The organism is Kitasatospora sp. NPDC058063 (assembly GCF_042885395.1).
Classification (GTDB): domain Bacteria; phylum Actinomycetota; class Actinomycetes; order Streptomycetales; family Streptomycetaceae; genus Kitasatospora; species Kitasatospora lactacystinica.
Genome location: NZ_JBHVSD010000005.1, coordinates 111,810 through 132,935, shown reverse-complemented (window position 1 = coordinate 132,935; position 21,126 = coordinate 111,810). Strand labels below are relative to the sequence as shown.

The window sequence follows — 21,126 nt, the reverse complement described above, 5'->3', positions numbered from 1 at the left end:
GGAACGGGGGAACGGGAGCGCGGCGGAACGGTGGTGCGGCAGTGCGGCAGTCAGGCGCTGCGGTGGCAAGCACTGCGGGGGTCGGGCGTACGGCGGCGGGGCCGACCGGCTCAGCCGGAGGCGGCCCGGCGGGCCGTGCGCCCGGAGACCTGCACCCGGTCGACGCGGCCGGTGGCCAGGTCCCGGTGGAAGCGTCCGCCGGGCTCGGGGCGACCGGTGTCGGGGGCGAGCAGGTCGTAGGAGAGGTCGGTGTAGCAGCGCAGCGGGATCGGCGGGTCGCCGTCGACCGAGAGGGTGGCCGTTCCGTCGCCGGCCGCCTCGATCCGGTAGCGGACCGAGCCGTTGCGGTAGTCGCCCGCGCATCCGGCCAGGGTCCCGGGTTCGGCGAGCGGCACGGCCCCGCGCGCGTCCACCGGTTCGATCGCCGCGGGCACCCGCAGCCCGGCCGACTCCTCCAGTTCGGCCGCGAGTTCGCGCCAGAGCGCGGTGGCGGCGCCGGCGTTGCCGGTGAAGGCGACCACCACTCCGCTGTCCGGGTCGGCCCGCAGGTGGCAGGAGGTGCCCATGGCGTTGCCGTCGTGGCCGCACCAGAAGCGCCCGTCCTGCCGGTAGAGCGCCACGCCGGCGCCCCAGCCGTCCGCGAGCGCTCCCGGCCGGGCGGCGGGCTGCGGGCGGCGCATCAGCTCGGCGACGTCCGGCGGCAGCGTCTTGGACCGGCCGACCAGGGCGGCGCCGAGGGCGGCGAGGTCCGCGGCGCCGGCCAGCAGGGCGCCGGCCGGGGCTTCCAGCGGGGCCAGGTTCTGCCGGACCGCCCGGGGCCGGCCGGTCGCGGCGTTGAGCGCGTGGCCGGCGGCGACCGGTCGCCCGGGCGCGGCCGTGTCGACGAACACCGGCCCGGTGCCGAAGGGTTCGAGCAGCAGGGCGCGCACCGCCTCCTGCCAGGGCATCCCGGTCACCGTCTCGACCAGGCGCCCGGCGGCGACGTAGCCGGCGTTGGAGTAGGAGAAGTCCGTCCCGGGCCGGAACAGCGCGTCCGGGGCGGTGCACACGGCGGACAGGTAGCGGGTGGCGGTGGTGCGGGCGGCGGCGTCGGAGTCCGGCCCGGTGGGCAGTCCGCCGGTGTGGCCGAGGAGGTGACGAATCGTTACTTCAGGCAGCTGCCGGAGCTCCGGAAGGTGCTCGGCGGCCGGCTCGTCGAGGTCGAGGTCGCCGTCGTCGGCGAGCAGCATCACCAGGGCGGCCGTGTAGGGCTTGGTGAGCGATCCCACCGGAACGGCGGTGTCCTCGGTGAAGGGCTCCGCGGTGGCGGTGTCGGCCACCCCGGTGTGCAGGGCGACGGTCTCCGCGCCGGTGTCCAGCACCAGCTGGGCACCGGGCACCCGGTGGGCGCGCGCGAGCGTGTCGAGCCGGTGCTGCAGTTCGCTGCGCAGGACCTGCGGCACCCGTTCTCGTACAGGCGCCGGACTGGCGTAGGGCATGGCGGAAACTCCCGTTGACTGGTTCTCGGGTGCGGGCGCGCCGGGCGCCCGCGATGGAATTGCGGATCGGAGTGCGGCACAGCGGGGAATTTCCGGCCGTCGGCGCCGCCCGCTTCAGGACGCGCGGGAACGGGGGGAATCACGGGAAGCCCCGTCGCCCACGACCGGCCGGCCCGGCATCGGGATTCCCCGGGGCACCCGCGCACGGGCGCCGCACCCGCCCTCGCGGAGCCGTTCCGGGGCGCATCGACGTGCCCGGGGCGGACGGTGCGAATGCGACCCGAATTCCCCGCCGCACGATGAACGGCGGGCCGGCGCGGGGTGAACCGCGAACGGCCGAATACCCTTACCCCGCCGGAACGGTCGGACAGAATCCCGCCCCCCGGCGACCAGCCGCTCTCCCGGCCCCCACCTGCGCAATGGCCGTACCCGGCATGTCCATCCCCCCTGTTTGCGATCCGTCCCCGCACCCGTCGCGCGGAACGCGCCGACGCGGCCGGGGAGCCGCAGAATCCCTGCCGTCCCGAACGTCCGGACGACGAACGCGCAACAGTCTTCACGGCGGGTCAGCCGCTCGCAACCCCTTCCGATTGAACGGAAAGCGACTCGGTCGGTAATCGGAACGCCAAAATCCCTGGTGCGACTCCCGGCCGCGCCCGGATCACCCGAGAACGGGCTCTAATTCTTTGGCCGAAAATATGAGGTTCAGATCTCACCAGCCACTCGAACAGCTATTCGCAGCAATATTCGAGTGATTTCCCGGGCGACTGTGACGGAAGTGCCGGAATGCGACGGAATCAATCGGGTGAGCCGTGAGTGAAACCGCCCGGACGCGACAACAGGTCCAGCGCGGCATCGACGATCACCCCGGGGGCCGGGCCGACGTCCAGCGCCGCACCCCGCTCGTCCGGCTGAAGGGGTTCGAGCGCGGCGAGCTGCGAACCGAGCAGCGACCCCGGCATGAAGTGGCCGGTGCGCCCGCCGATCCGCTCCGCCAGCAGCTCGCGGCTCCCCGCCAGATGCAGGAAGAAGGCGTCCGGGCCTGCCTCCCGCAGGACGTCCCGGTAACGCCGCTTCAGCGCGGAGCAGGTGACCACACCGCCGGTGCCCGCCTCGTCCCGCTCGCGCAGCCACCGCCCGACGGCCTCCAGCCAGGGCCGGCGCCGCCCGTCGTCGAGCGGAATGCCGGCCGCCATCCGGGCGATGGAGTCCGGCCGGTGGAAGTCGTCCCCGTCCGCGAAGGGCACCTCCAGGCGCTCCGCGAGCAGCCGGCCCACCGTCGACTTGCCGGTGCCGGCCACCCCCATGACCACGACGCACGGGGCGCGGCGCTCGTTGCCCGGGGCCATCGGCGCCCCTACCCCCAGAACTGCGGGGGCGGCCCCTGCGAGCCGGCCGGGTACTCCTCCAGCGGCACCAGGCCCCGCTCCCAGCCGGTCAGCACCGGTTCGAGCACCCGCCAGGCCTCCTCGGCCTCGTCCCCGCGGATGGACAGCGCCGGATCCCCGTTCAGGACGTCCAGCAGCAGCCGGCCGTAGGCGGGCAGCTCCTGCGGGTCCATCCGCGCGGTCATCGAGAACGGGGCCAGCCCGTGGGCGTGGGCGCCGATGCCGGTCAGGTCCAGGGTCAGCCCCTCCGGCTCCAGCTCGAAGCGCAGCACATTGGGCCGGGCCTCCTCGCCCTGGCCGAACGGCAGGTGGGGCACCGGGCGGAAGTGCACCGCGACCTCCTTGCGGTCCTCGCCCAGGGCCTTGCCGCTGCGCAGCCGGAACCTCGTCCCGGCCCACCGCCAGCTGGTCAGCTCCAGTTCCACCTCGGCGAAGGTCTCGGTGCGGCGCTCCGGGTCGACGCCCTCCTCCTCGGCGTAGGCGGGGACGTCGCGCTCCCCGATCCGGCCGGGCAGGTAGCGGGCCCGGCGGGTGCGGTGCACCACGTCGTGCTCGGTCAGCGGCCGTACGGAGCGCAGCACGTCCACCTTGCGGTTGCGCAGGTCCCGTTCGCCGAGCGTGATCGGCGGCTCCATGGCCACCAGGCAGAGCAGCTGCAGCAGATGGTTCTGGATCATGTCCTTGAGCGCCCCGACCTGGTCGTAGTACCCGGCCCGGCCCTCCAGCGCCAGCGTCTCGTCCCAGACGATGTCCACCTCGGAGATGTGGGTGCTGTTCCAGATCGGCTCCAGCACCCGGTTGGCCAGCCGGCTGCCGAGGACGTTCTGGACGGTCGTCATGGCCAGGAAGTGGTCGACCCGGAACACCGCCCGCTCCGGCAGCAGGTCGGCGAGCAGCCGGTTCAGCTCCTGGGCGCCGGCCAGGTCCTCGCCGAACGGCTTCTCCAGCACGATCCGGCTGCCGGCCGGCAGGCCCGCCGCGTGCAGGGCGGTGATCACGGCGGGGAAGAGGGCCGGCGGGAGGGCGAGGTAGACGGCCACCGGTCCCTCGCCGGCGACGACCGCGGCCACGTCCGCGGGGTCGGTGACGTCGGCCCGCCGGTAGCGGACGGCGGCCGCCACCGCCTCCCTGGCCCCGGCCGGGAGGTCGCCGGCGTGCCGGTCGAGCCGGGCCGCGGCCCAGCCGCGGTACCGCTCGGTGTCCCAGTCCTCCCTGCTCGCCCCGGTCACCCGCAGCGAGTCGCCAACGTGTCCCGCCGCCCGCAGCGCGGCCAGCGCCGGCAGCAGGAAGCGGGCGCTGAGGTCCCCGGTCGCGCCGAGGATCGCGAGCCGGTCGATCATCCCCGCCCGCCCGTCCTCGCCCGGCCGAGGCCCACGCCGCCGGCGATGATCCCGATGTGGCTGAACGCCTGGGGGAAGTTGCCCATGAACTCTCCTGTGGACGGGTTGATCTGCTCGGACATCAGCCCCAGCGGGCTCGCCCGGGAGCACAGCGAGTCGTACAGCTCCTCCGCCTCCTCGATCCGGCCCTGGCCGACCAGGTTCTCGACCAGCCAGAAGCTGCACAGGACGAAGGCGCCCTCGTCGCCCGGCAGGCCGTCCGGGGACTCCTCGTGGAGGTAGCGGTAGAGCAGCCCGCCGCCCGCCGACAGGCGCTCGGCGACGGCCGCGGCGGTCGCCACCATCCGCGGGTGGTCGGCCGGCACCACTTGGCGCAGCGGGAGCGCGAGCAGGCTCGCGTCCAGCGCGCCGCCGCCGTCCAGGTGGGCGCTGAGGGTCCCGGCGTCCTCGTCCCAGGACTGCTCCAGGATGAGCCGGCGCAGTTCCTCGGCCGAGGCGCGCCAGCGGTCCGTCCCGGCGGGCCGGCCGAGCCGCTCGCCGATCCGCGCGGCCCGGTCCAGGGCCACCTGGCACAGGCCCGCCGAGTAGGTGAACACCCGGCCCTCGCTGCGCACCTCCCAGATGCCCTGGTCCGGCTGCCGCCAGGCCTGCCCGGCGGTGTCGGCCAGCTTGGCCAGGCCGGCCCAGAGCGCGGGCTGGATCTCGCCGCCGGCGCGCAGCCACTGCTCGGCGCAGTCCAGGATCTCGCCGTACACGTCGTGCTGGCGCTGGTCGGTCGCGCCGTTGCCCCAGCGCACCGGGGCGGAGCGCTGGTAGCCCTCCAGTTCGCCGTCCTCGATCTCGTCCGGCACCGGGCCGCCCCGCAGGTCGTACATGATCCGGGGCCCCCGGCTGGCCTCGAAGGCGTCCAGGACCCAGCCGAGGAAGGCGTCGGCCTCGCCCCGGAAACCGATCCGGCGCAGCGCGAACACGGCGAACGCCGCGTCGCGGATCCAGCTGTAGCGGTAGTCCCAGTTGCGGATCCCGCCGATCGGCGCGGGCAGCGAGGAGGTGGGCGCCGCGACCAGCGAGCCGTTGGCCCAGTCGTCGCAGAGCTTCAGGGTGATCGCGGCCCGCCGGACCAGGGGCTCCCGGGGGCCGTCGTACGAGAAGTGCCCCATCCAGCGGCGCCAGGCCTCGGCGGTGCCCTTCAGGGTCGCGTCGGTGTCGAAGCGGTGGTGGCGGTGGAAGCGGCCCCAGGACAGCACGAGGTCCAGGCGCTCGCCCTGCCGCAGCTCGTGGGTGCTGTGCAGGCCGGCCAGCGGACGATTGGAGCGCAGGTGCAGGCGCAGGTCCGGACGCCGGTGCGGCCGCACCTCCAGTCCGCTGAACAGGGCCCGGGCCTGCGCGCCGCCGCGCGGCTCCAGTTCCGCGCGCAGCCGGACGGTCCCGTCCACCACCACGGCGGAGCGCACGAGTTCGCCCCGGTCGGCCGGTACGTCGTCGGTGAGGTCGGCGCCGGAGCGCAGGGTCAGCGCGTCGGTGACGCGCACCAGGCCGGTGGGGCCGCGCAGTTCGGTGATCAGGACGCCGGTGTCCGGTTCGTAGCGCTGCCTGGCCTCGACGAGGTCCTCCGGGGCGAGGGTGAAGTGCCCGCCGCGCGCGTGGTCCAGCAGGCCGCAGAACAGCGGTTCGGAGTCGAACCGGGGCAGGCACAGCCACGGGATGGCACCGTCCAGGCCGACCAGGGCGGCGGTCGCGCCGTTCCCGATCAGGCCGAGGTCCTCCAGCGGCAGGTAGCCCCGGCGCCGGTGGACGGGCCGGAACGGTGGGTCGGGGTCGTGCATACCGCCTCGCTTCCGCAGTGCCGGGGAGTCGGTCGAAGGGGAGGTGGTCCCGGTGCGGCTCCCGCTCCGCCGGCGGCCGGTGACCGGCCGCGCGGCCGACGGCTCCCACCTTCCCGGGGATCGGGCCGGACCGCGATCCGGCCGCTGCCGGCTGCGGTGCATTCCGGTGAAAAGGACACGGCCCCCGTGGCCCGCCGCCGCCCGCGCGGCCCTGCCGGGCACGGTGGGGCAGCTGCTAGCGTCTGAGCCCGGACGACGGACGACGGAGGTTGCTGTGGTGGACAGGGGCGCGGGGCGGGCCTTCATCGGGTCGTTCACCTCGACGGGCGGGCGCGGGATCGTCCTGGCCGCGCTGGACCCGGACACCGGGGCGCTGACCGCCACCGGGGCCGTCGACGCCGTCGACCCGTCCTACCTCGCCCTCGGGCTCGCGACGGGCGGCCCCGTGCTCTACGCCGTGTCCGAGACGGCGCCGGGCGCCGTCACCGCCTACGACATCGCCGGCCCGGTTCCCCGCCCGCTCGGCACCGCGGTCCCGGTGGACGGGGACCACCCCACCCACCTGAGCCTCGTCCAGGGCCATCTGCTGACCGCCAACTACGGCTCCGGCAGCGTCAGCGTGCTGCCGCTCGCCGCCGACGGCACCCCGCGGCCCCCGAGCACCGTGCTGCGCCACCGGGGCAGCGGGCCGCACCCGGACCGCCAACGGGCCCCGCACGCCCACCAGGTGCTCCCCGACCCGTCGGGGCGCTGGGTGCTCGCGGTCGACCTCGGCACCGACTCGGTGCGGATCTGCGCCCTGGACCCGGCGACGGGAGGGCTTGCCCCGCACGCGGAGACCGCGCTGCCGCCCGGCACCGGTCCCCGGCACCTGGCCTTCCACCCCTCCGGCCGCCACGCGTACGTGCTCGGCGAGCTGCGCCCCGTGGTGACGGTCTGCCGCTGGGACGCGGCGGCCGGGGCCCTCGAACCGGTCGCGGAGGTCCCGCTGTTCCCCGAGGGCGTCGAGGGGCCGGTCTCCCCGTCGGCCCCGGTGGTCTCCCCCGACGGCCGGTTCCTGTGGGCGGCGGAGCGCGGCACCGACACCATCGTGGTGCTCGCCCTCGACGGGACGGGCGAGCGGGCCCGGGTGGTCACCTCGGTGCCCTGCGGCGGCCGCTGGCCGCGGGACCTGGTGCTGGGCCCCACGGGCACCCGCCTGTACGCGGCGAACGAGCATTCCGGCGACGTCACCTGGTTCGAGGTGGACGGCGCGACGGGCGTCCCCCGCCGGGCGGGCTCGCTGGCCGTCCCGTCGGCGTCCACCGTGCTCTTCGGCTGACCGCGGCGCCCGGCCCGCCTCCGGGCGCCCGGCCGCTCACTCCTGCTCGGCGCGGACCACCACGACCGGGACGGTGGCGTGCCGGGTGCAGTGCTGCGCCACCGAGCCCAGCAGCATCCCGGTGAAGCCCCCGAGGCCGCGGCTGCCCACCACCAGCAGGTCCGCCCCTCGGGCCGCCTCGATCAGCGCCCCCGCCGGGGTGCCGTGGCGCGCCTCGGTGCGCACCTCGACCGGCGGCCGCTCCCCCACGGTCTGCCGGACGGCCCGGTCGGCCTCCTGCCGCGCCCGGCCCTCCAGCGCCGCCTCGTCGGTGATCCCCGGGGGGAACCAGCCGCGCGCGCCGTGGTACGTCGGGTACTCCCAGGCGATCACCGCCACCACCGCACCGCCGGTGAGCTCCGCCTGGCGCACGGCCCAGCGCAGCGCCCGCCGGGACGGCTCCGAGCCGTCCACCCCGACCACGATGCGGCCCTTGTCCTCAGGCCGGTCGGCCATGGCTCCTCCTCGACTCGACGGCGGCGGAGGATCGCACCGGTCGGTGGTCCGCCGTCACCGGGCTCGGTGTCCAGCCTGGTACCGACCGCGCCGGGCGCGCAGTGCGGCTGGTCCGGGCGAGTGGGTGGGCCGCGGCCGAGGACGGGCGGGCCCCGGGTCGACGGCGCGGGCGCACCGACTGGAAACCTGCACATGAAAACGGATATCGTTTCGCCGGATCCCCCGCGCCGGACCGGTTGCGAGGTCGGATGAACATGACAAACACTGGCAGAAGGCGAAGCCTCGAATGCGCACGGACACGGCGGGAGTCGGGATGCGAGTGGACGCCGCGCTGGCCGGGACCTGGGTGGACCGCTGGGAACGCCAGCAGGAGCGGTACGCGGTGGAGCGCGAGGAGCGCTTCACCGTCATCGCCGACGTGCTGGAACAGACCGTCGGACACCGCGGGCGGCCGCTCGTCGCCGATCTCGGCAGCGGCCCCGGCTCGCTGTCGGCACGCGTCGCCGCGCGCCTGCCGCACGCCGAGATCCTCGCCGTCGACATCGACCCGCTGCTGCTCGCCCTCGGCCGCGCCCGGCACCCCGAGGTCGCCCGCTGGATCGAGACCCTGATCGGCCGCCCGGGCTGGGTCGGGGACCTCGGGCTCGACCGCCCGCTGGACGCCGTGGTGTCCACCACCGCGCTGCACTACCCACCGCCGGACGCGCTGCTCGGGATCTACCGCGACCTCGCGGGCGTGCTGCGGCCCGGTGGCGTCCTGGTCAACGGCGACCACCTGATCCCCGAGGACCGGCCGCTCGCCGAGCTCGCCCTCGCGATCGGCCGGCGCCGCGCCCAGCGCCGGGGCGCCGACGCCGCCGAGGACTGGTCCCAGTGGTGGGCCGCGGCCGGGCGGGTCCCCGAGTTCGCCGACCTGCTGACGGCCCGCGAGCGGCAGCTGCCCCCTTCCGACGGCGCCGGCAACGGCCTGTCGGCCGCCCGGCACGGCGAACTGCTGCGGGAGGCCGGCTTCCGGCAGGCCGGACCGGTGTGGCAGTACGGCACCAGCTCCGTCCTCGTCGCCCTGCGCTGACCCCGGCCCGGAAAGCGATCCGGAGCGACCCGTCCGGACAGCGATCCGGAGCAGCAACTTCCGTACCGGCACAGTCTTTGCGAGGGCGTGGCACACGCGCCCTGTTGATCACCCAGGGAAACGGTTAGCGTTTCCCTCGGTCGCCGACGCCCGCCGCGGTGGGAGCCGCACGCGGCGTCCGACCGCGCGCGCCACGCCGACGCGCGGACCGCCGGGGGACGCGGGCCGACACGGGGCAGCCTGTCGGCGGCTGCGACCCCCTCCGCCGACTTCTCACGGAGAGCTGGTTTCGCATGCGGCCCTTACCGCTGTATCTCGAACCACGGCTGGAGCCCCCGCTCCGATCCCTCCTGGAGGAACGCGACCTCCTCCACACCCTCACCGACGCCCTGGGATCGCCCCTCAACCTGCTCCTGCCCGAGCAGATCGCCGAGAACCTGGCACGCTTCCAGGCCGTCTACCGCAAGCACCACCTCACCGGCCGGATCCACTTCGCCCACAAGGCGAACCGCTCCAGCGCCCTGGTCCGCCGGCTCGCCGCCACCGAGGCCGGACTGGACGTCGCCTCGCTCGCCGAGCTCCAGCACGTGCTCGGAGCCGGCTGCCCGCCCGAACGGATCATGGCGACCGGGCCGAAGAACCGCGAGTACCTCTGGCTGGCGGCCCGCACCGGCGTCACCGTCCACCTGGACTCCCGCGCCGAACTCGACGACCTGGCCGACCTGGTGCGCAAGCAGGCCCTGCCCCCGGTGCGCGTCATGCCCCGGCTGTCGGGCTTCCGGGCACCGGGGACCACCGTCCTCACCCGGCCCAGCCGGTTCGGCACCGACGTCGGCGAGCTGACGGAGCTGCTCGACGCGCTCGAACGCCACCGGGACGCCGTGGAGACGACCGGCGTCGCCTACCACCTGGACACCACCGGCGTACCGGAGAAGGCCGTCGCCCTGGAAACCTGCGTCACGGTGCTGAACGAGTGCCGGCGCCGGGGGCTGCGGCCCCGCACCGTCGACATCGGCGGCGGGTTCGGGGTCGACTACCTCGCCGACGCCGGCCAGTGGGAGCGGTACACCACCGAACTGACCCACGCCGTCCTGGGCAAGCGGCCCGCCCTGACCTGGCAGGGCCACGGCTACGGGCTGCGCAACGAGTCCGGCCGACTGCGCGGCACCCTCGGCCTGTACCCGGCGCACCGCCCGGTGGCCGCCGAGGCGTACCTGGACGAACTGCTCTCCTACCCGGCGCCCACGCTCGGACGGCCGCTCGGCACCCTGCTGCTGGAGAACCTGTACGACCTGGCGGTGGAGCCCGGCCGGGCGCTGGCCGACCAGTGCGGGGCCACCCTCGCCCGCGTCCTGGAGGTCCGGCGCACGGCGGCCGGCGAACACCTGGTGCGGCTGGAGATGAACGCGCGGGACGTCGGCCTGGAGGAGCACGGGGTACTGATGGACCCTCTGCTCATCCCCCGGCCCGGTGCGCCGGCCACTCCCCGTACGTCGGACGGCCCGCCGGAGGGCTCACCGGACGGCCCGCCGGGGGACCCGGTCGGGGTCTACCTGATCGGCAACCTCTGCCTGGAGACCGACCTGATCACCCGCCGGACGGTCTTCCTGCCCCGCCTCCCCGCCCCCGGCGACCTGCTCGCCTTCGCCAACACCGCGGGCTACCTCATGGACTTCAGCGCCGGCCGCGCCCTGCGCCAGCCCGTCGCGCGCAAGGTCGCCGCGTACCGGCAGGACGGCGCCTGGCGCTGGCGCCTGGACGAGCAGTACTGGCCCGTCGACGTGACGGCCGCCGCAGGACACCGGGGGGACGGACAGGCATGAGGTACGACAGCATCACCGACGCGATCGGCAACACCCCGCTGGTCCGGATCGACCCGGCGGTCACCGGCCTGCGGCACATCGACCTGTACGCCAAGCTGGAGATGCTCAACCCGTTCGGATCCGTCAAGGACCGCGCCGCCTGGAACATGACCCGCGAGGCCCTGCCCGGCGCCGTCGAACGCGGCGACACCGTCGTGGAACTGTCGAGCGGCAACACCGCCAAGGCCCTCGCACTGATCGCCGGCCTGCACGGACTGCCCTTCAAGAGCGTCACCAACCGGATGAAGGTCCCCGAGGTCAAGGACCTGCTCCTGCTGCTGGGCGCGGAGATCGAGGAACTGCCCGGCCGCACCGAGTGCCTCGACCCGACCGACACCGACGACCCGCTCACCCGCATCCACCGGATGCTCTCCGAGACGGACTCCGGCTACCTGCACACCGACCAGTACTACAGCCCGCTCAACCTCGACGCCCACCTCACCGGCACCGGGCCGGAGATCGTCCGGGACCTCGACGGCCGCGCCCCCGACCACTTCATCGCCTGCGTCGGCACCGCCGGCTCGTCCACCGGCGTCGCGGCCGTGCTGCGCGCCCACAACCCGGCCGTCGAGGTGCTCGGACTGGTCGCCCACAAGTCCGACTTCATCCCCGGCATCCGCACCATCGACGAGGTGCACGAGGTCGGGCTGTTCGACCCCGCCACCTACGACGCCATCGCGTCGGTCACCTCCGACGAGGCCATCGAGGGCATGCTCACCCTGCTGCGCCGCTGCGGCCTGCCGGCCGGCCCGACCGGCGGCGGCGCCCTCTTCGGCGCACTGCGCCACCTGCACACCGTGGACGCCGAGTTGACGCGACGGGGAGGCGGCGAACGGCACACCGCCGTCTTCATCGTCTGCGACCGGGTGGAGAGCTACCTCAGCTACGTCCGCCGCCGCCGGCCCGAGCTGTTCAACCAGCCCGCCCGGCCGAACTCGGTGGAGGCCGTGACCCCGGCCGAGCTGGCCGCCGCCCGGACCGTCGAGGTCGACGCCGCCCGGAAGTGGATCGCCGAGGACCGGCCGCTCGTGGTCGACCTGCGCGGTCCGTTCGCCTACGCGGCCCTCCACATCGAGGGCTCGATCAACATCGTCGACGAGCTGTTCGACGAACTCCTGCACAGCGGACTGCCGTTCGGCACCCACCAGCCGGTGCTGCTGGCCTGCCCGGTCGGCGAGAAGTCCGCCCGGTACGCCGCGCTGCTCGCCCGGATGGGACACCGGGACGCGCGCAGCCTGACCGGCGGCATCATCGCCTGGCGCGACGCGGGCGCCCCACTGGTCCGGGACTGAGCGGAGCCGGCCATGACCACCCTCACCGAGCTCCACGACTGGCACCGCGACCTGCGGGCACAGTTCCCCATCATCACCGGCAACCCGGACCGGGCGTACCTGGACAGCGCGGCCACCTCGCAGAAGCCCCGGGCGGTGCTCGACGCCGTCCACCACTACCTGACCACCGCCAACGCCAACGCCGGCCGCGGCACCTACACCTGGGCCAACGCCACCACCGCGCTGGTCGACCGCACCCGCACCCGGGTCGCCCGCTTCCTCGGCGACCCGGCACCGCAGCAGCACTCCGGCGTCCACTTCGTCAGCGGCACGACCGAGGGGCTGCGCACGGTGGCCCGGGACTGGCTCCCCCACCACCTGCGGGACGGCGACGAGATCATCGTGCCGTTCGCCGACCACCAGGCGAACGCGCTGCCCTGGCTGGAGGCCCAGCGGCTGCTGGCCGGCCAGGGCGTGCGCGTCACGGTGCGCGAGCTGCCCTACGACCCGGCCTCGCACGACTACGACCACCGCGCGCTGGCCGGACTCGTCACCGACCGCACGGCGTTCGTCGCCGCCACCCATGTGCACCACGTGTACGGCGGCGACATGAACGTCCACCGCATCCGGGCCGCGGTCGGCCCGGACGTGCCGATCTGCCTGGACGCCGCGCAGAGCGTCGGCCACCTGCCGGTGGACGTCGGCACGCTGGACGTCGACTTCGTGGTCTTCTCCGGGCACAAGGCCATGGCCCTGCCCGGCACCGGCGCGGTGTGGGCCCGCAACACCCGGGGCCCGGTCTTCACCCCCGGCGGCTGGAGCGGCACGCCCAACACCTGCGGGATCGCCGCTCTGGAGGCCGCCCTGGACTGGCTCGACGCCGCCGGGCCGGACCGCGTCCGACGGTGGAACACCGCCCTGGCCGCCCGGCTCACCGACGGGCTGCGCAGCCTGGCCCCGTACGAGGTCCTCGGCTGCCGGTCGAGCCTGGCCGCCGACTCCGCGGTCCAGCAGCGCGAGGGCATCGTCACCTTCCGGCACCGCGGGATCGGCTCCAACGACCTGGGCTTCGTCCTCGACAGCCACGGCCTGATGGTGCGCGCCGACGGCCACTGCCAGGCAAGGGCCGGGGAGCGCGAGAGCTCGGTGCGGGTGAGCCTGCACGTCTACAACGGCCCGGAGGAGATCGACCGGCTGCTCTCCGTGCTGCGCGGGCTGCGGTAGCGGCGGCCCGGCCCGGGCACGGCCTTCCGCGCCCGGGCCGCTCCGCCGGCGCGGAGCCCGGCGCCGCCGGCGGGCCGTCACATCCGCTGGAGGTTCCGCACCAGTCCGGTCATCTTCGGCGAGGGGGCGACGTTGAGCTCCCGCTGCAGGAACGAGCGGTAGTGCTGGTACGAGCGCAACGCGCTGGCGAGGTTGCCCTCGGCGAGGTGCACCTCGACCACGATCCGGTGGGCCGTCTCACGGACCGGGTCGATGGCGATCGCCGCCAGCGCGGTCTGCAGCGCCGACAGATAGCGCTCCGCGTCGCACAGTTGGTGCGCCAGCCCCTCCAGGGCGTACAGCCGCAGCTGGTCCCACCGCTCCCGCTCCAGGGTCAGCCACTCCTCCTCCCAGCCCGGCAGCAGCTCGGCGGCGAGGTCGTCCACGATGTCGTCGCAGCTGACCGGCAACCGGTCGAGCCCGGACACGACCTGCCGTGCGGAGCAGCGCGCCGACCGCAGGTCCACCCGGACCGCCGGGGCAAGGCGCAGCCACTGCCCCGGGCTCTCGACCGGTATGGCCCGGCCGCGCCGCACGTGATAGAGGGCGGTGCGCAGGTTCGCGGCCGCGCGGTGCTGGGTGCAGTCCGGCCAGAGCCGTTCGGCGACCGCCCCGCGCTGGACGCCGCCGTCGTGCAGGGCGAGGAACGCCAGCAGGTGCTGAGCACTCACCGGAAGGGAGACACAGCGTCCCGCGTCGGTGGCCTCGAAGCCCCGCAGCAGCTCGATGCCCGGTCCGTCCCACAACACACCCCCACTCTGTCCCGACAGTCCGTCGCCCGCACCCGTTCGGACGTGCCCCGGTTGCGGCCGGGGCCCGTCACGGCCATGTCCGTCCGGCCCCGGAGCACCGTCGCGCGTGCGTCGCACGCACGTTGTGACGGCGTCACGGTGACGCCGCCCGGGCGTCACGGCCGTCGTCGCCGACCGTGACGGCAACGCCCCGCAGTCGACCGGCCGACACCCTAATGGGCCGCCCCCGAACGGGTGTTGGAGGATTCGTCGGTCCGTCGTGGACATCCGGCCCGGCCCGCGGGACCGCCGACGGTCACGGCGCGTGCATCGACCGGGCCGTGACGCGGCGAACGGCCGCGGCGGATCCGTCACGAGGACACGACGCGCCGGCGACGACACCCGCGCGCCGGCTGTGACGCTCCCCGGCACACTCCCGCGACGGCCGCGCCGTTGACTGGCACCACCTGTTGCCCGGTGGAGCGCACCCGACGCCCCGCCCGACACCGGAAGGCGATTCCCCATGGAAGCCAGATCGGTGCTGCACGACGTCCGCGCCCCCGAGGACGAACTCCTCGGCGACCCGGCCGTGTGCATCGCCGTCCTGGACGGTCCCGTCGACCTGTCGCACCCCTGTTTCGCGGGCGCGGACGTCACCCGGCTGGACACGCTCGTCGCCGAACCGGCCGGCAACGGCCCGATGTCGCTGCACGGCACCCACGTCGCGAGCCTGCTCTTCGGCCGGCCCGACGGTCCGTACGCCGGGATCGCCCCGCGCTGCCGCGGACTGGTCCTGCCGGTCTTCACGGACGCGGGCGAAGGCCGGGTGCCGCAGCTCGACCTGGCCCGGGCCGTCGAACGCGCCGTGCAGGAGGGGGCGCACATCATCAACATCAGCGGCGGCGAAGCCGGCACGGACGCCCAGCCGGACCCCGTGCTGGAGCGGGCGCTGCGGGTGTGCGACGAGAACGGGGTCCTGGTGGTCGCGGCCGTCGGCAACGACGGCTGCGACTGCGCCCAGGTGCCGGCCTCCGTCCCGACGGTGCTCGCCGTCGGCGCGGCCGGACCCGACGGCGAGCCGCTGGACATCAGCAACTGGGGCTCCGCGTACGCCACCCACGGCGTGCTCGCCCCCGGGAGCGACATCGAGGGCGCCGCCCCGGGCGGGGGCGGCGGCGCCCTCACCGGCAGCAGCTTCGCCACACCGCTGGTGGCCGGGGTCGCCGCCCTGCTGGTCGCCGCACAGGTGCGCGCGGGGCGCCCGCCCGACCCGCGGGCGGCCCGCCGGGCGCTGCTGCAGGGCGCGCGGTCCGTGCCCTGCGCACCCGTCGACGCACCGGAGTGCCGGCGCCGGCTGGTCGGCCACCTGGACGCGGCCCGGGCCTACGAGCTGATCACCCGAGGAGACCTGACGGACCGGCCGGCCAGTGCCGGGACCACGGCGGACGCCGCCCGCCGCACCATCCCCTCCCCCGAGGTCGGGGCCGCCGCGGCCGGCGCACCCTCGCTGCTCGGGGCCTCCCCTTACGACTCGCACGAGGGAGCCAGCACCATGGACACCCAGAGCGTTCCCGTCGCCACCGCCGAGGCCGTTCAAGCCCCCCAGGTCGCAGCGGCCGCGCAGGCCGTCCCGGGCCCGGAGGCCGTCCAGGCCTTCCAGGCCGCACCCGCCGCGCAGAGCGCACCGTACGAAGCCCTCCCCCCGGCCGGAGCCGTCACCGGGGTGGCGGGCGCCACCGCCGCGGGCGCCCAGCCCGCGGGCGCCACCGCCGTCCCGCCGCCCATGCCACTGACCGCGCCCGCCGTGGCCGCGCCCGCGCCGTCCACCGGCGCGACGGTGTCCGGCCAGGCCCCGGCGGCCCCCTGCGCGTGCCAGGGCGGCGGGCCCTCGGGGGCCGGGCTGCCAGGGGCCGTCCCGTCGGGCGGCGCACCGTCGGGCGGCGGCGTCCGGCCCTCCTGCGCCTCCACCAACAACCGCCCGCTGGTGTTCGCGATCGGCCAGGTCGGCGTGGACTTCCTGACCGAGGCCCGCCGGGACAGCTTCCGCCAGTTGATGGACCCCGTCGAGGTGCCGGTCGAAGGCAAGCCCGGTGTGACGAAGGAACTGCCCGCCAATCCCTACGACGCCGACCAGCTGCACAGGTACCTGACCGCCAACCCGTGGGCCTCCGACAAGGTCACCTGGACGCTGAACCTGGAGAGCACACCCGTCTACGCGATGGAGGCCGAACCCGCGGCCGGCATGGACTGGACCAGCAACCCCCTGGTGCAGCTCGGGACGAAGGAGGAGGTGGAGGCGATCGTCAACGACCGCAGCAAGCTCGCGGACACCCTGCTGGCACTCGCCGCGCCCGCCGCCCCGGTGTCCACGATCTACCGGTCCTTCCGGGACGCCTACCTCGGCCAGCACAAGTACACCCAGGACGAGGACGGCTACATCTCCCGGATCTCGATACCCGGCCGGTTGACCGACCGGACCGTGCGGCTGTTCTCCGGACAGGTCGTGCCGGTCGTCGAGGTCAAGAGCCGCGGCGTCTACATCTGGTACCAGAAGCAGCTGGTGGACGCCGTGGTGAAGGCCGTCATGGGCCAGGCGCACCACGAGTCGCTGACGGTCGACGAGACCTACGTCCGCAAGACCATGGACGCGTTCCTCGACAAGGTCTACTACCAGTTCCGCAACCTCGGGCAGACCTCCGCCGACCGGGCGCTGAACTCCGCCGGGACGAACGCGTTCTCGATCGCCGGCCCGATCAGCAAGGCCATGCTGCTGGGCCAGAGCATCCCCAGCACCGTGACGGAGGCCGGCAAGCCGATCTCCCTGTACTGCATCGACACCATCTCCGTCGCGAAGAGCCCGTACTGCCGCATGGGATCGGACTGCCAGGACGTGAAGGTGACCTTCTTCGACCCCGAGGACGACCGGCGCGCGCGGGTCTCCATGCTGTTCACGATCGACGTCAGCGACGAGTTCCCCGTCACCCTGGCGCCGGCCCACCAGTTCCTGGAGTCCTGAGCACCCGGCACCGTCGGTGTCCACGCCGACCGGACGCCCCCACGCCACCCGCCAGGAGGAGACGGATCATGAAAACCCCCGCAGGGCTCCCCAAGCCCACTCCGAGACTGCCGGTCCTCGCCCCACCGGTCCGCCGGGACGGCCGGGACGAGGCCGGAACGCTGCCCGGCAGCCCGGGCGTCGTACCGGCCCGGTCGGCCTGCGCCGGCCTCACCGGCCCCGCCCGGAGCATGTGCTACGCGGCCCTCTGACGCCCCGCCCCGACGGGCCCCGCCGAGGACGGAGTGCAACCAGCACGACGAGAAGGGATGAGCGGAAATGACCAACGAAGAATTCCGTGAGGAGCGCCGGACGTGGACCCCCACGCCGCAGCTCCCGAAGCTGGCGGAGCCGGTGGACCGCACCCGCCGCACCGGCGGCGCCCTGGGCAACACCCCCGGCGTCGAGGCCGACTTCGACTGGGGCAAGCTCGCAGGCACCCTGGCGAACGTGGCCTCCAGCATCTTCTGATGAGGCACCCCGCGCCGGCGACGGGCCCCGGAGGGTCCGTCGCCGGCCACCCGCCCGGTGACACCGCCTCGTACGGCCTGTCGCCGGAGCACCGAACAGGAGAGACAGGACCATGTACGAGCAGCCGCCGCCCCAGGTGCCGCCGATCGACCGCACGGTCGGCTACGACGCGTACCTGAAGGTGTACAAGGAGACCGTCGACGTCGGCGACGACCGGAACGCGGCCGCGCGGCCCGTCCGGGCGCCCGTCGGATTCACCGGCGGCCCTCGGCCGACCAGCGTGGTGGCCCCCGCCTTGGAGGAGGACGCCGATCCCACCGAGCACGCGACCACACTGATCATGGACGGCCCCGGAGGGATCTACGGCCCCAGCTTCGCGGACCCGGCCCCCTGGGCCTGCGGCGGCGCCCCCACCCCCGGCTGCCTGCCGCCCCCACCCCCCGCCATCGGAGGCCTCTACTGAACCCTGCCGGCCGTCCCCGTACACATGAAGGGAAGAACGATCATGACCACGGAAAACGTCCGCGAGGAACGCCGGGCGTGGTCCCCCACCCCGCAGCTCCCCAGACTGGCCCCTCCGATCGACCGCACCCACCGCAGCGGCGGCGCCCTGGGCACCACCCCTGGCGTCGAGGCCGACAGCTTCTGGGACATCATCAAGACGGTGGCCCCGATCGCCGCCAGCGTGCTGCTCTGACGGGATCCCCCCACGGACACCTCGTCCCTACCGTGCCGACCGCGCGGCCCATCCGCCGCCCGGCCGGCACTCCGCTGCTCCGCAGCTGCCCGACCCCCTGTCCGGCCGAACGTCCGTTCAGTAGCATGAACCCGCCTCCGCCCGCGGCCCCGAGGGGACGAGTGACCGCCATGACCACCCTGACCGCCAGCGCCCCGCCCGTCGACGTCGTGGACATCGACGTCCTGGACATCGACGTGGACATCGACCTGCTCCTGGACGACGACGGCGACGCCGTCGCGGACGCCGCCCCGGCTCCGGGAGCCCTCCTGTCCGGAGCGCCGGTGCTGATGACCCCGCCGCAGAGCACCCAGGCCGTCTTCGAGTTCGACCCGCCGGTCCAGCTCGACCCGCCGCTCCTGGTGGACGCGCTGCCGCCGCAGGTCACCCAGGCGGTCGTGGTCGACCTCCCCGGCCTCGCCGACCGCTGACGACCGCTGAAGGCCCGCGCCGCCGCATGGACCCCGACCTCCCCGCCGCGCACCGCTACACGCGCCCCTTCGACCGCTTCCCCTCCCGCCGCGAGCACCAGGACCGGTGGGCCGAACTGTCCCGCGCGATCGCCGCGGCCGGCCCGCCGGGCGGTGAACCGTCCGCGCGGAAGGGCGAGTTGACCGTCCTCGGCTCCGGCATCGAGGCCGCCGGCTTCACCCGCGCCGACGAGCGCCTGCTCCGCGAGGCCGACCACGTCTTCCACTGCGTGGCCGACCCCGCGACGATCGTGCGCATCAACGCCTGGCGCCCGGACGCCTACGACCTCGGCGTCCTCTACGACGACGCGAAGGACCGCTATCTGACGTACGTCCAGATGTCGGAGGCGGTCCTGCACTTCGTGCGGGCCGGACGCCGGGTGGCGGCGGTCTTCTACGGCCACCCGGGCATCTTCGTGCTGTCCAGCCACCGCGCGGTGCGGATCGCCCGCCGCGAGGGCCACACCGCCGTGATGCGCCCGGGCATCAGCGCCCTGGACGTGCTCTGCGCCGACCTCGGCGTGGACCCGAGCACCCCCGGCATGCAGACCTTCGAGGCCTCCGACCTGCTGATCCGCGACCGGCGCCTCGACCCCGGCCTGCACCTGGTGCTCTGGCAGGTCGGCATCGTCGGCGAACTCGACTACCGGCGCGCCGGGTTCACCAACCGCCACCTGCCCGTTCTGCTGGACCGGCTGGAGGAGGTCTACGGGCCGGACCACACCGTGGTCAACTACATCGGCGCCCGCTACCGGGGCCTCGACCCCGTCACCGCCCGGTACACCGTCGCCGCCCTGCGCGACCCGGCCGTGCAGCGCACCGTCACCAGCGCCTCCACCTGGTACCTGCCGCCCGCCGTCGCCGCCCCGGCCGACCCGGGGGTGCTCGAACGCCTCGGCCTGCTCGAACCCGGCCGGACCGTCCGCCCGCCCGACGGCCCGCTGCGGGTCGTCGACGCGTACGGCCCCCGCGAACTCGCCGCCCTGCGCGGCTTCGCCGACTTCCGCGTCCCGGCCGGCTACCACTGGCAGGAGGACACCCCGGGCGCCCGCTTCGCCCTGGCCCTCGGCGAGGACCGCACCCTGCGCGAGCGCTACGTCCGGGATCCCGCGGCCGCCGTCGCGGACTGGGCCCCGCCGGACCTCGGAGCCGACGAACGCGCCCTGCTGGCCCGGCGCGAGGACCTGGCCCTGCAGGCCGCCGCCCGGGGCGTCCCCCGGCGGCCCGGGCCGGAGGCGGCGCGCCGGGTGCGCACCCTGCTCACCCGCAAGTCGCAGGCCCGCCGGCTGGCGCGGGACGGCGCGGCGGACCGGCCGTCGATCCGGCGGGACCTGGACTCCGTCCTCGCCGGGGCCCTGTACCCGTGGACGGGCCTGTACGGCACCGCGGACGGCGGCCTCTCGGTCTACGTCCTGGGCCGCGCGACCGACCCGCCCCGGCACCGGGTCCACGTCGACGGCCGCCGGGTGACCGACCCGCGCTACGCCCACGGCGTGCTGCGCTGGCGCGCGGCGGACGGCGGCGCCGGCGGCGAGCTGCGGACGGAGTTCGGCCGCGACGGGCGGCGCCGGCTGACCGGGACCGTCGCGGGCGCGGCGGTGCGCCTGACCGAGTACCCGCTGCCGGAGGTGCCGCCGCTCGCCGACCTCGTCGGCGGGTACCGCGGCGAGGGCGTGCGCGTGGACGTCGTACCCGGCGCCCCCGGCTCGGCTCCGCGTCTGCGTGTCACCGTCGACGGCGAGCCCGTCACCGCCGCGGTGGTGATCGGACCGGCGGGCTTCGAGGTGGACGGCGTCACCGTCCCCTTCTCCGCCGCCGTGGCGGAGGCCGCCCCGGGCCTGTTCGGGGACTACCGGCTGCGGCTGCCCGACCGCCCGGGCGGCGCCCTCCTGGAGGTCGCCGCGGACGGCGTCGTGCTCGACGGCCGGCCCGTCCCCGGGGCCGGGCCGAACGGACGGCGGCTCGGCTGGCGGGACGGCCCGGAGCTCCTGCCCTCCGCCGACCTCACCCTGCTGCTCGACCCGATCACCCTGCACCCGATGCTGCACGGCACCGGCCGGACGGCGGACGGCGAACCGTTCCCGCTGCTCGGCATGGTCCCGGTCGACGACGAGGCCGCCCGACGGCTCGCCGCCCGGCCGCGCTTCGGCATCCCGGCCGGTCCCTGGGCCCACCTGACGGCGCTCGCCGCCGGGGCGAGCCACGACGGCGGGCTGTTCTGGTGGCACGGCTGGGAGCAGTCGGCCACCGCCCTGCGGACCGTGGAGCAGGCCCTGCGGGAGGGCGGCCGGTAGCGCCCGGCACGGACCCGGCCGGCGACGGCCGGGTCCGTACGGACAGGGGAACG

General features: G+C 75.1%; 18 protein-coding genes. 12 read left to right on the top strand and 6 right to left on the bottom strand.

The window, feature by feature from the left end:
* Positions 1-110 precede the first annotated feature (110 nt).
* From ACFVUY_RS10485 to ACFVUY_RS10470, 4 genes are all read right to left on the bottom strand, one after another.
* Positions 111-1,478 (bottom strand): serine hydrolase domain-containing protein, encoded by a 1,368-nt coding sequence (locus ACFVUY_RS10485; protein WP_387684494.1) that lies wholly within the window; start codon positions 1,476-1,478, stop codon positions 111-113.
* Between the two features lie 797 nt (positions 1,479-2,275).
* A complete protein-coding gene (locus ACFVUY_RS10480) occupies positions 2,276-2,827 on the bottom strand; it encodes a gluconokinase (protein ID WP_387684496.1) in 552 nt (183 codons plus the stop codon).
* Positions 2,828-2,835: 8 nt separating this feature from the next.
* Positions 2,836-4,206, bottom strand: a complete 1,371-nt coding sequence (locus ACFVUY_RS10475; protein WP_387684498.1) for a glucose-6-phosphate dehydrogenase — start codon at positions 4,204-4,206, stop codon at positions 2,836-2,838.
* Entirely contained in the window at positions 4,203-6,032 is a 1,830-nt protein-coding gene (locus ACFVUY_RS10470; protein WP_387728942.1) for a glycoside hydrolase family 15 protein, read from the bottom strand. Before ACFVUY_RS10470 ends, ACFVUY_RS10475 begins: the two co-directional genes overlap by 4 nt.
* A gap of 274 nt (positions 6,033-6,306) precedes the next feature.
* On the opposite strand from ACFVUY_RS10470, the gene ACFVUY_RS10465 reads away from it, so the two are divergent.
* Positions 6,307-7,353, top strand: a complete 1,047-nt coding sequence (locus ACFVUY_RS10465) for a lactonase family protein (protein ID WP_387728939.1) — start codon at positions 6,307-6,309, stop codon at positions 7,351-7,353.
* A gap of 36 nt (positions 7,354-7,389) precedes the next feature.
* On the opposite strand, the gene ACFVUY_RS10460 is transcribed toward ACFVUY_RS10465, so the two are convergent.
* The gene (locus ACFVUY_RS10460; protein WP_387728936.1) at positions 7,390-7,848 is read right to left on the bottom strand and encodes a universal stress protein; all 459 of its coding nucleotides are present in this window, start codon (positions 7,846-7,848) and stop codon (positions 7,390-7,392) included.
* A gap of 313 nt (positions 7,849-8,161) precedes the next feature.
* On the opposite strand from ACFVUY_RS10460, the gene ACFVUY_RS10455 reads away from it, so the two are divergent.
* The 4 genes from ACFVUY_RS10455 to ACFVUY_RS10440 all read left to right on the top strand — a co-directional run bounded on the left by ACFVUY_RS10455 (position 8,162) and on the right by ACFVUY_RS10440 (position 13,277).
* On the top strand, positions 8,162-8,920 hold the full coding sequence (locus ACFVUY_RS10455; RefSeq protein ID WP_387728934.1) for a class I SAM-dependent methyltransferase: 759 nt from the start codon (positions 8,162-8,164) through the stop codon (positions 8,918-8,920).
* Between the two features lie 293 nt (positions 8,921-9,213).
* On the top strand, positions 9,214-10,743 hold the full coding sequence (locus tag ACFVUY_RS10450) for a Y4yA family PLP-dependent enzyme (protein ID WP_387728931.1): 1,530 nt from the start codon (positions 9,214-9,216) through the stop codon (positions 10,741-10,743).
* Positions 10,740-12,074, top strand: coding sequence for a pyridoxal-phosphate dependent enzyme (locus ACFVUY_RS10445; protein ID WP_387728928.1), 1,335 nt, complete (start codon positions 10,740-10,742; stop codon positions 12,072-12,074). Before ACFVUY_RS10450 ends, ACFVUY_RS10445 begins: the two co-directional genes overlap by 4 nt.
* Before the next feature lie 12 nt (positions 12,075-12,086).
* Positions 12,087-13,277, top strand: a complete 1,191-nt coding sequence (locus ACFVUY_RS10440) for an aminotransferase class V-fold PLP-dependent enzyme (protein ID WP_387728925.1) — start codon at positions 12,087-12,089, stop codon at positions 13,275-13,277.
* 77 nt (positions 13,278-13,354) lie between these two features.
* On the opposite strand, the gene ACFVUY_RS10435 is transcribed toward ACFVUY_RS10440, so the two are convergent.
* Positions 13,355-14,065, bottom strand: a complete 711-nt coding sequence (locus ACFVUY_RS10435; RefSeq protein ID WP_387684511.1) for a BTAD domain-containing putative transcriptional regulator — start codon at positions 14,063-14,065, stop codon at positions 13,355-13,357.
* A gap of 505 nt (positions 14,066-14,570) precedes the next feature.
* On the opposite strand from ACFVUY_RS10435, the gene ACFVUY_RS10430 reads away from it, so the two are divergent.
* From ACFVUY_RS10430 to ACFVUY_RS10400, 7 genes are all read left to right on the top strand, one after another.
* The gene (locus ACFVUY_RS10430; RefSeq protein WP_387728923.1) at positions 14,571-17,063 is read left to right on the top strand and encodes a S8 family serine peptidase; all 2,493 of its coding nucleotides are present in this window, start codon (positions 14,571-14,573) and stop codon (positions 17,061-17,063) included.
* 68 nt (positions 17,064-17,131) lie between these two features.
* The gene (locus ACFVUY_RS10425) at positions 17,132-17,314 is read left to right on the top strand and encodes a hypothetical protein (RefSeq protein ID WP_387684515.1); all 183 of its coding nucleotides are present in this window, start codon (positions 17,132-17,134) and stop codon (positions 17,312-17,314) included.
* A 67-nt stretch (positions 17,315-17,381) separates the two neighbouring features.
* Positions 17,382-17,573: a hypothetical protein gene (locus ACFVUY_RS10420; protein WP_380545120.1), complete on the top strand. Its 192-nt coding sequence runs from the start codon at positions 17,382-17,384 to the stop codon at positions 17,571-17,573.
* Positions 17,574-17,685: 112 nt separating this feature from the next.
* Entirely contained in the window at positions 17,686-18,036 is a 351-nt protein-coding gene (locus ACFVUY_RS10415) for a hypothetical protein (RefSeq protein WP_380554559.1), read from the top strand.
* Between the two features lie 42 nt (positions 18,037-18,078).
* Positions 18,079-18,270, top strand: a complete 192-nt coding sequence (locus ACFVUY_RS10410; protein ID WP_387684518.1) for a hypothetical protein — start codon at positions 18,079-18,081, stop codon at positions 18,268-18,270.
* Positions 18,271-18,440: 170 nt separating this feature from the next.
* Positions 18,441-18,740, top strand: coding sequence for a hypothetical protein (locus tag ACFVUY_RS10405; RefSeq protein WP_387728920.1), 300 nt, complete (start codon positions 18,441-18,443; stop codon positions 18,738-18,740).
* A gap of 26 nt (positions 18,741-18,766) precedes the next feature.
* Entirely contained in the window at positions 18,767-21,073 is a 2,307-nt protein-coding gene (locus ACFVUY_RS10400; RefSeq protein ID WP_387728917.1) for an SAM-dependent methyltransferase, read from the top strand.
* Positions 21,074-21,126: the final 53 nt, after the last annotated feature.

What these genes read in the sequence shown, in the direction of transcription:
- ACFVUY_RS10485 (WP_387684494.1), bottom strand. Translation starts at nt 1,478, where the DNA reads ATGCCCTACGCCAGTCCGGCGCCTGTACGAGAACGGGTGCCGCAGGTC.
- ACFVUY_RS10480 (WP_387684496.1), bottom strand. Translation starts at nt 2,827, where the DNA reads ATGGCCCCGGGCAACGAGCGCCGCGCCCCGTGCGTCGTGGTCATGGGG.
- ACFVUY_RS10475 (WP_387684498.1), bottom strand. Translation starts at nt 4,206, where the DNA reads ATGATCGACCGGCTCGCGATCCTCGGCGCGACCGGGGACCTCAGCGCC.
- ACFVUY_RS10470 (WP_387728942.1), bottom strand. Translation starts at nt 6,032, where the DNA reads ATGCACGACCCCGACCCACCGTTCCGGCCCGTCCACCGGCGCCGGGGC.
- ACFVUY_RS10460 (WP_387728936.1), bottom strand. Translation starts at nt 7,848, where the DNA reads ATGGCCGACCGGCCTGAGGACAAGGGCCGCATCGTGGTCGGGGTGGAC.
- ACFVUY_RS10455 (WP_387728934.1), top strand. Translation starts at nt 8,162, where the DNA reads ATGCGAGTGGACGCCGCGCTGGCCGGGACCTGGGTGGACCGCTGGGAA.
- ACFVUY_RS10450 (WP_387728931.1), top strand. Translation starts at nt 9,214, where the DNA reads ATGCGGCCCTTACCGCTGTATCTCGAACCACGGCTGGAGCCCCCGCTC.
- ACFVUY_RS10445 (WP_387728928.1), top strand. Translation starts at nt 10,740, where the DNA reads ATGAGGTACGACAGCATCACCGACGCGATCGGCAACACCCCGCTGGTC.
- ACFVUY_RS10440 (WP_387728925.1), top strand. Translation starts at nt 12,087, where the DNA reads ATGACCACCCTCACCGAGCTCCACGACTGGCACCGCGACCTGCGGGCA.
- ACFVUY_RS10430 (WP_387728923.1), top strand. Translation starts at nt 14,571, where the DNA reads ATGGAAGCCAGATCGGTGCTGCACGACGTCCGCGCCCCCGAGGACGAA.
- ACFVUY_RS10425 (WP_387684515.1), top strand. Translation starts at nt 17,132, where the DNA reads ATGAAAACCCCCGCAGGGCTCCCCAAGCCCACTCCGAGACTGCCGGTC.
- ACFVUY_RS10420 (WP_380545120.1), top strand. Translation starts at nt 17,382, where the DNA reads ATGACCAACGAAGAATTCCGTGAGGAGCGCCGGACGTGGACCCCCACG.
- ACFVUY_RS10415 (WP_380554559.1), top strand. Translation starts at nt 17,686, where the DNA reads ATGTACGAGCAGCCGCCGCCCCAGGTGCCGCCGATCGACCGCACGGTC.
- ACFVUY_RS10410 (WP_387684518.1), top strand. Translation starts at nt 18,079, where the DNA reads ATGACCACGGAAAACGTCCGCGAGGAACGCCGGGCGTGGTCCCCCACC.
- ACFVUY_RS10405 (WP_387728920.1), top strand. Translation starts at nt 18,441, where the DNA reads ATGACCACCCTGACCGCCAGCGCCCCGCCCGTCGACGTCGTGGACATC.
- ACFVUY_RS10400 (WP_387728917.1), top strand. Translation starts at nt 18,767, where the DNA reads ATGGACCCCGACCTCCCCGCCGCGCACCGCTACACGCGCCCCTTCGAC.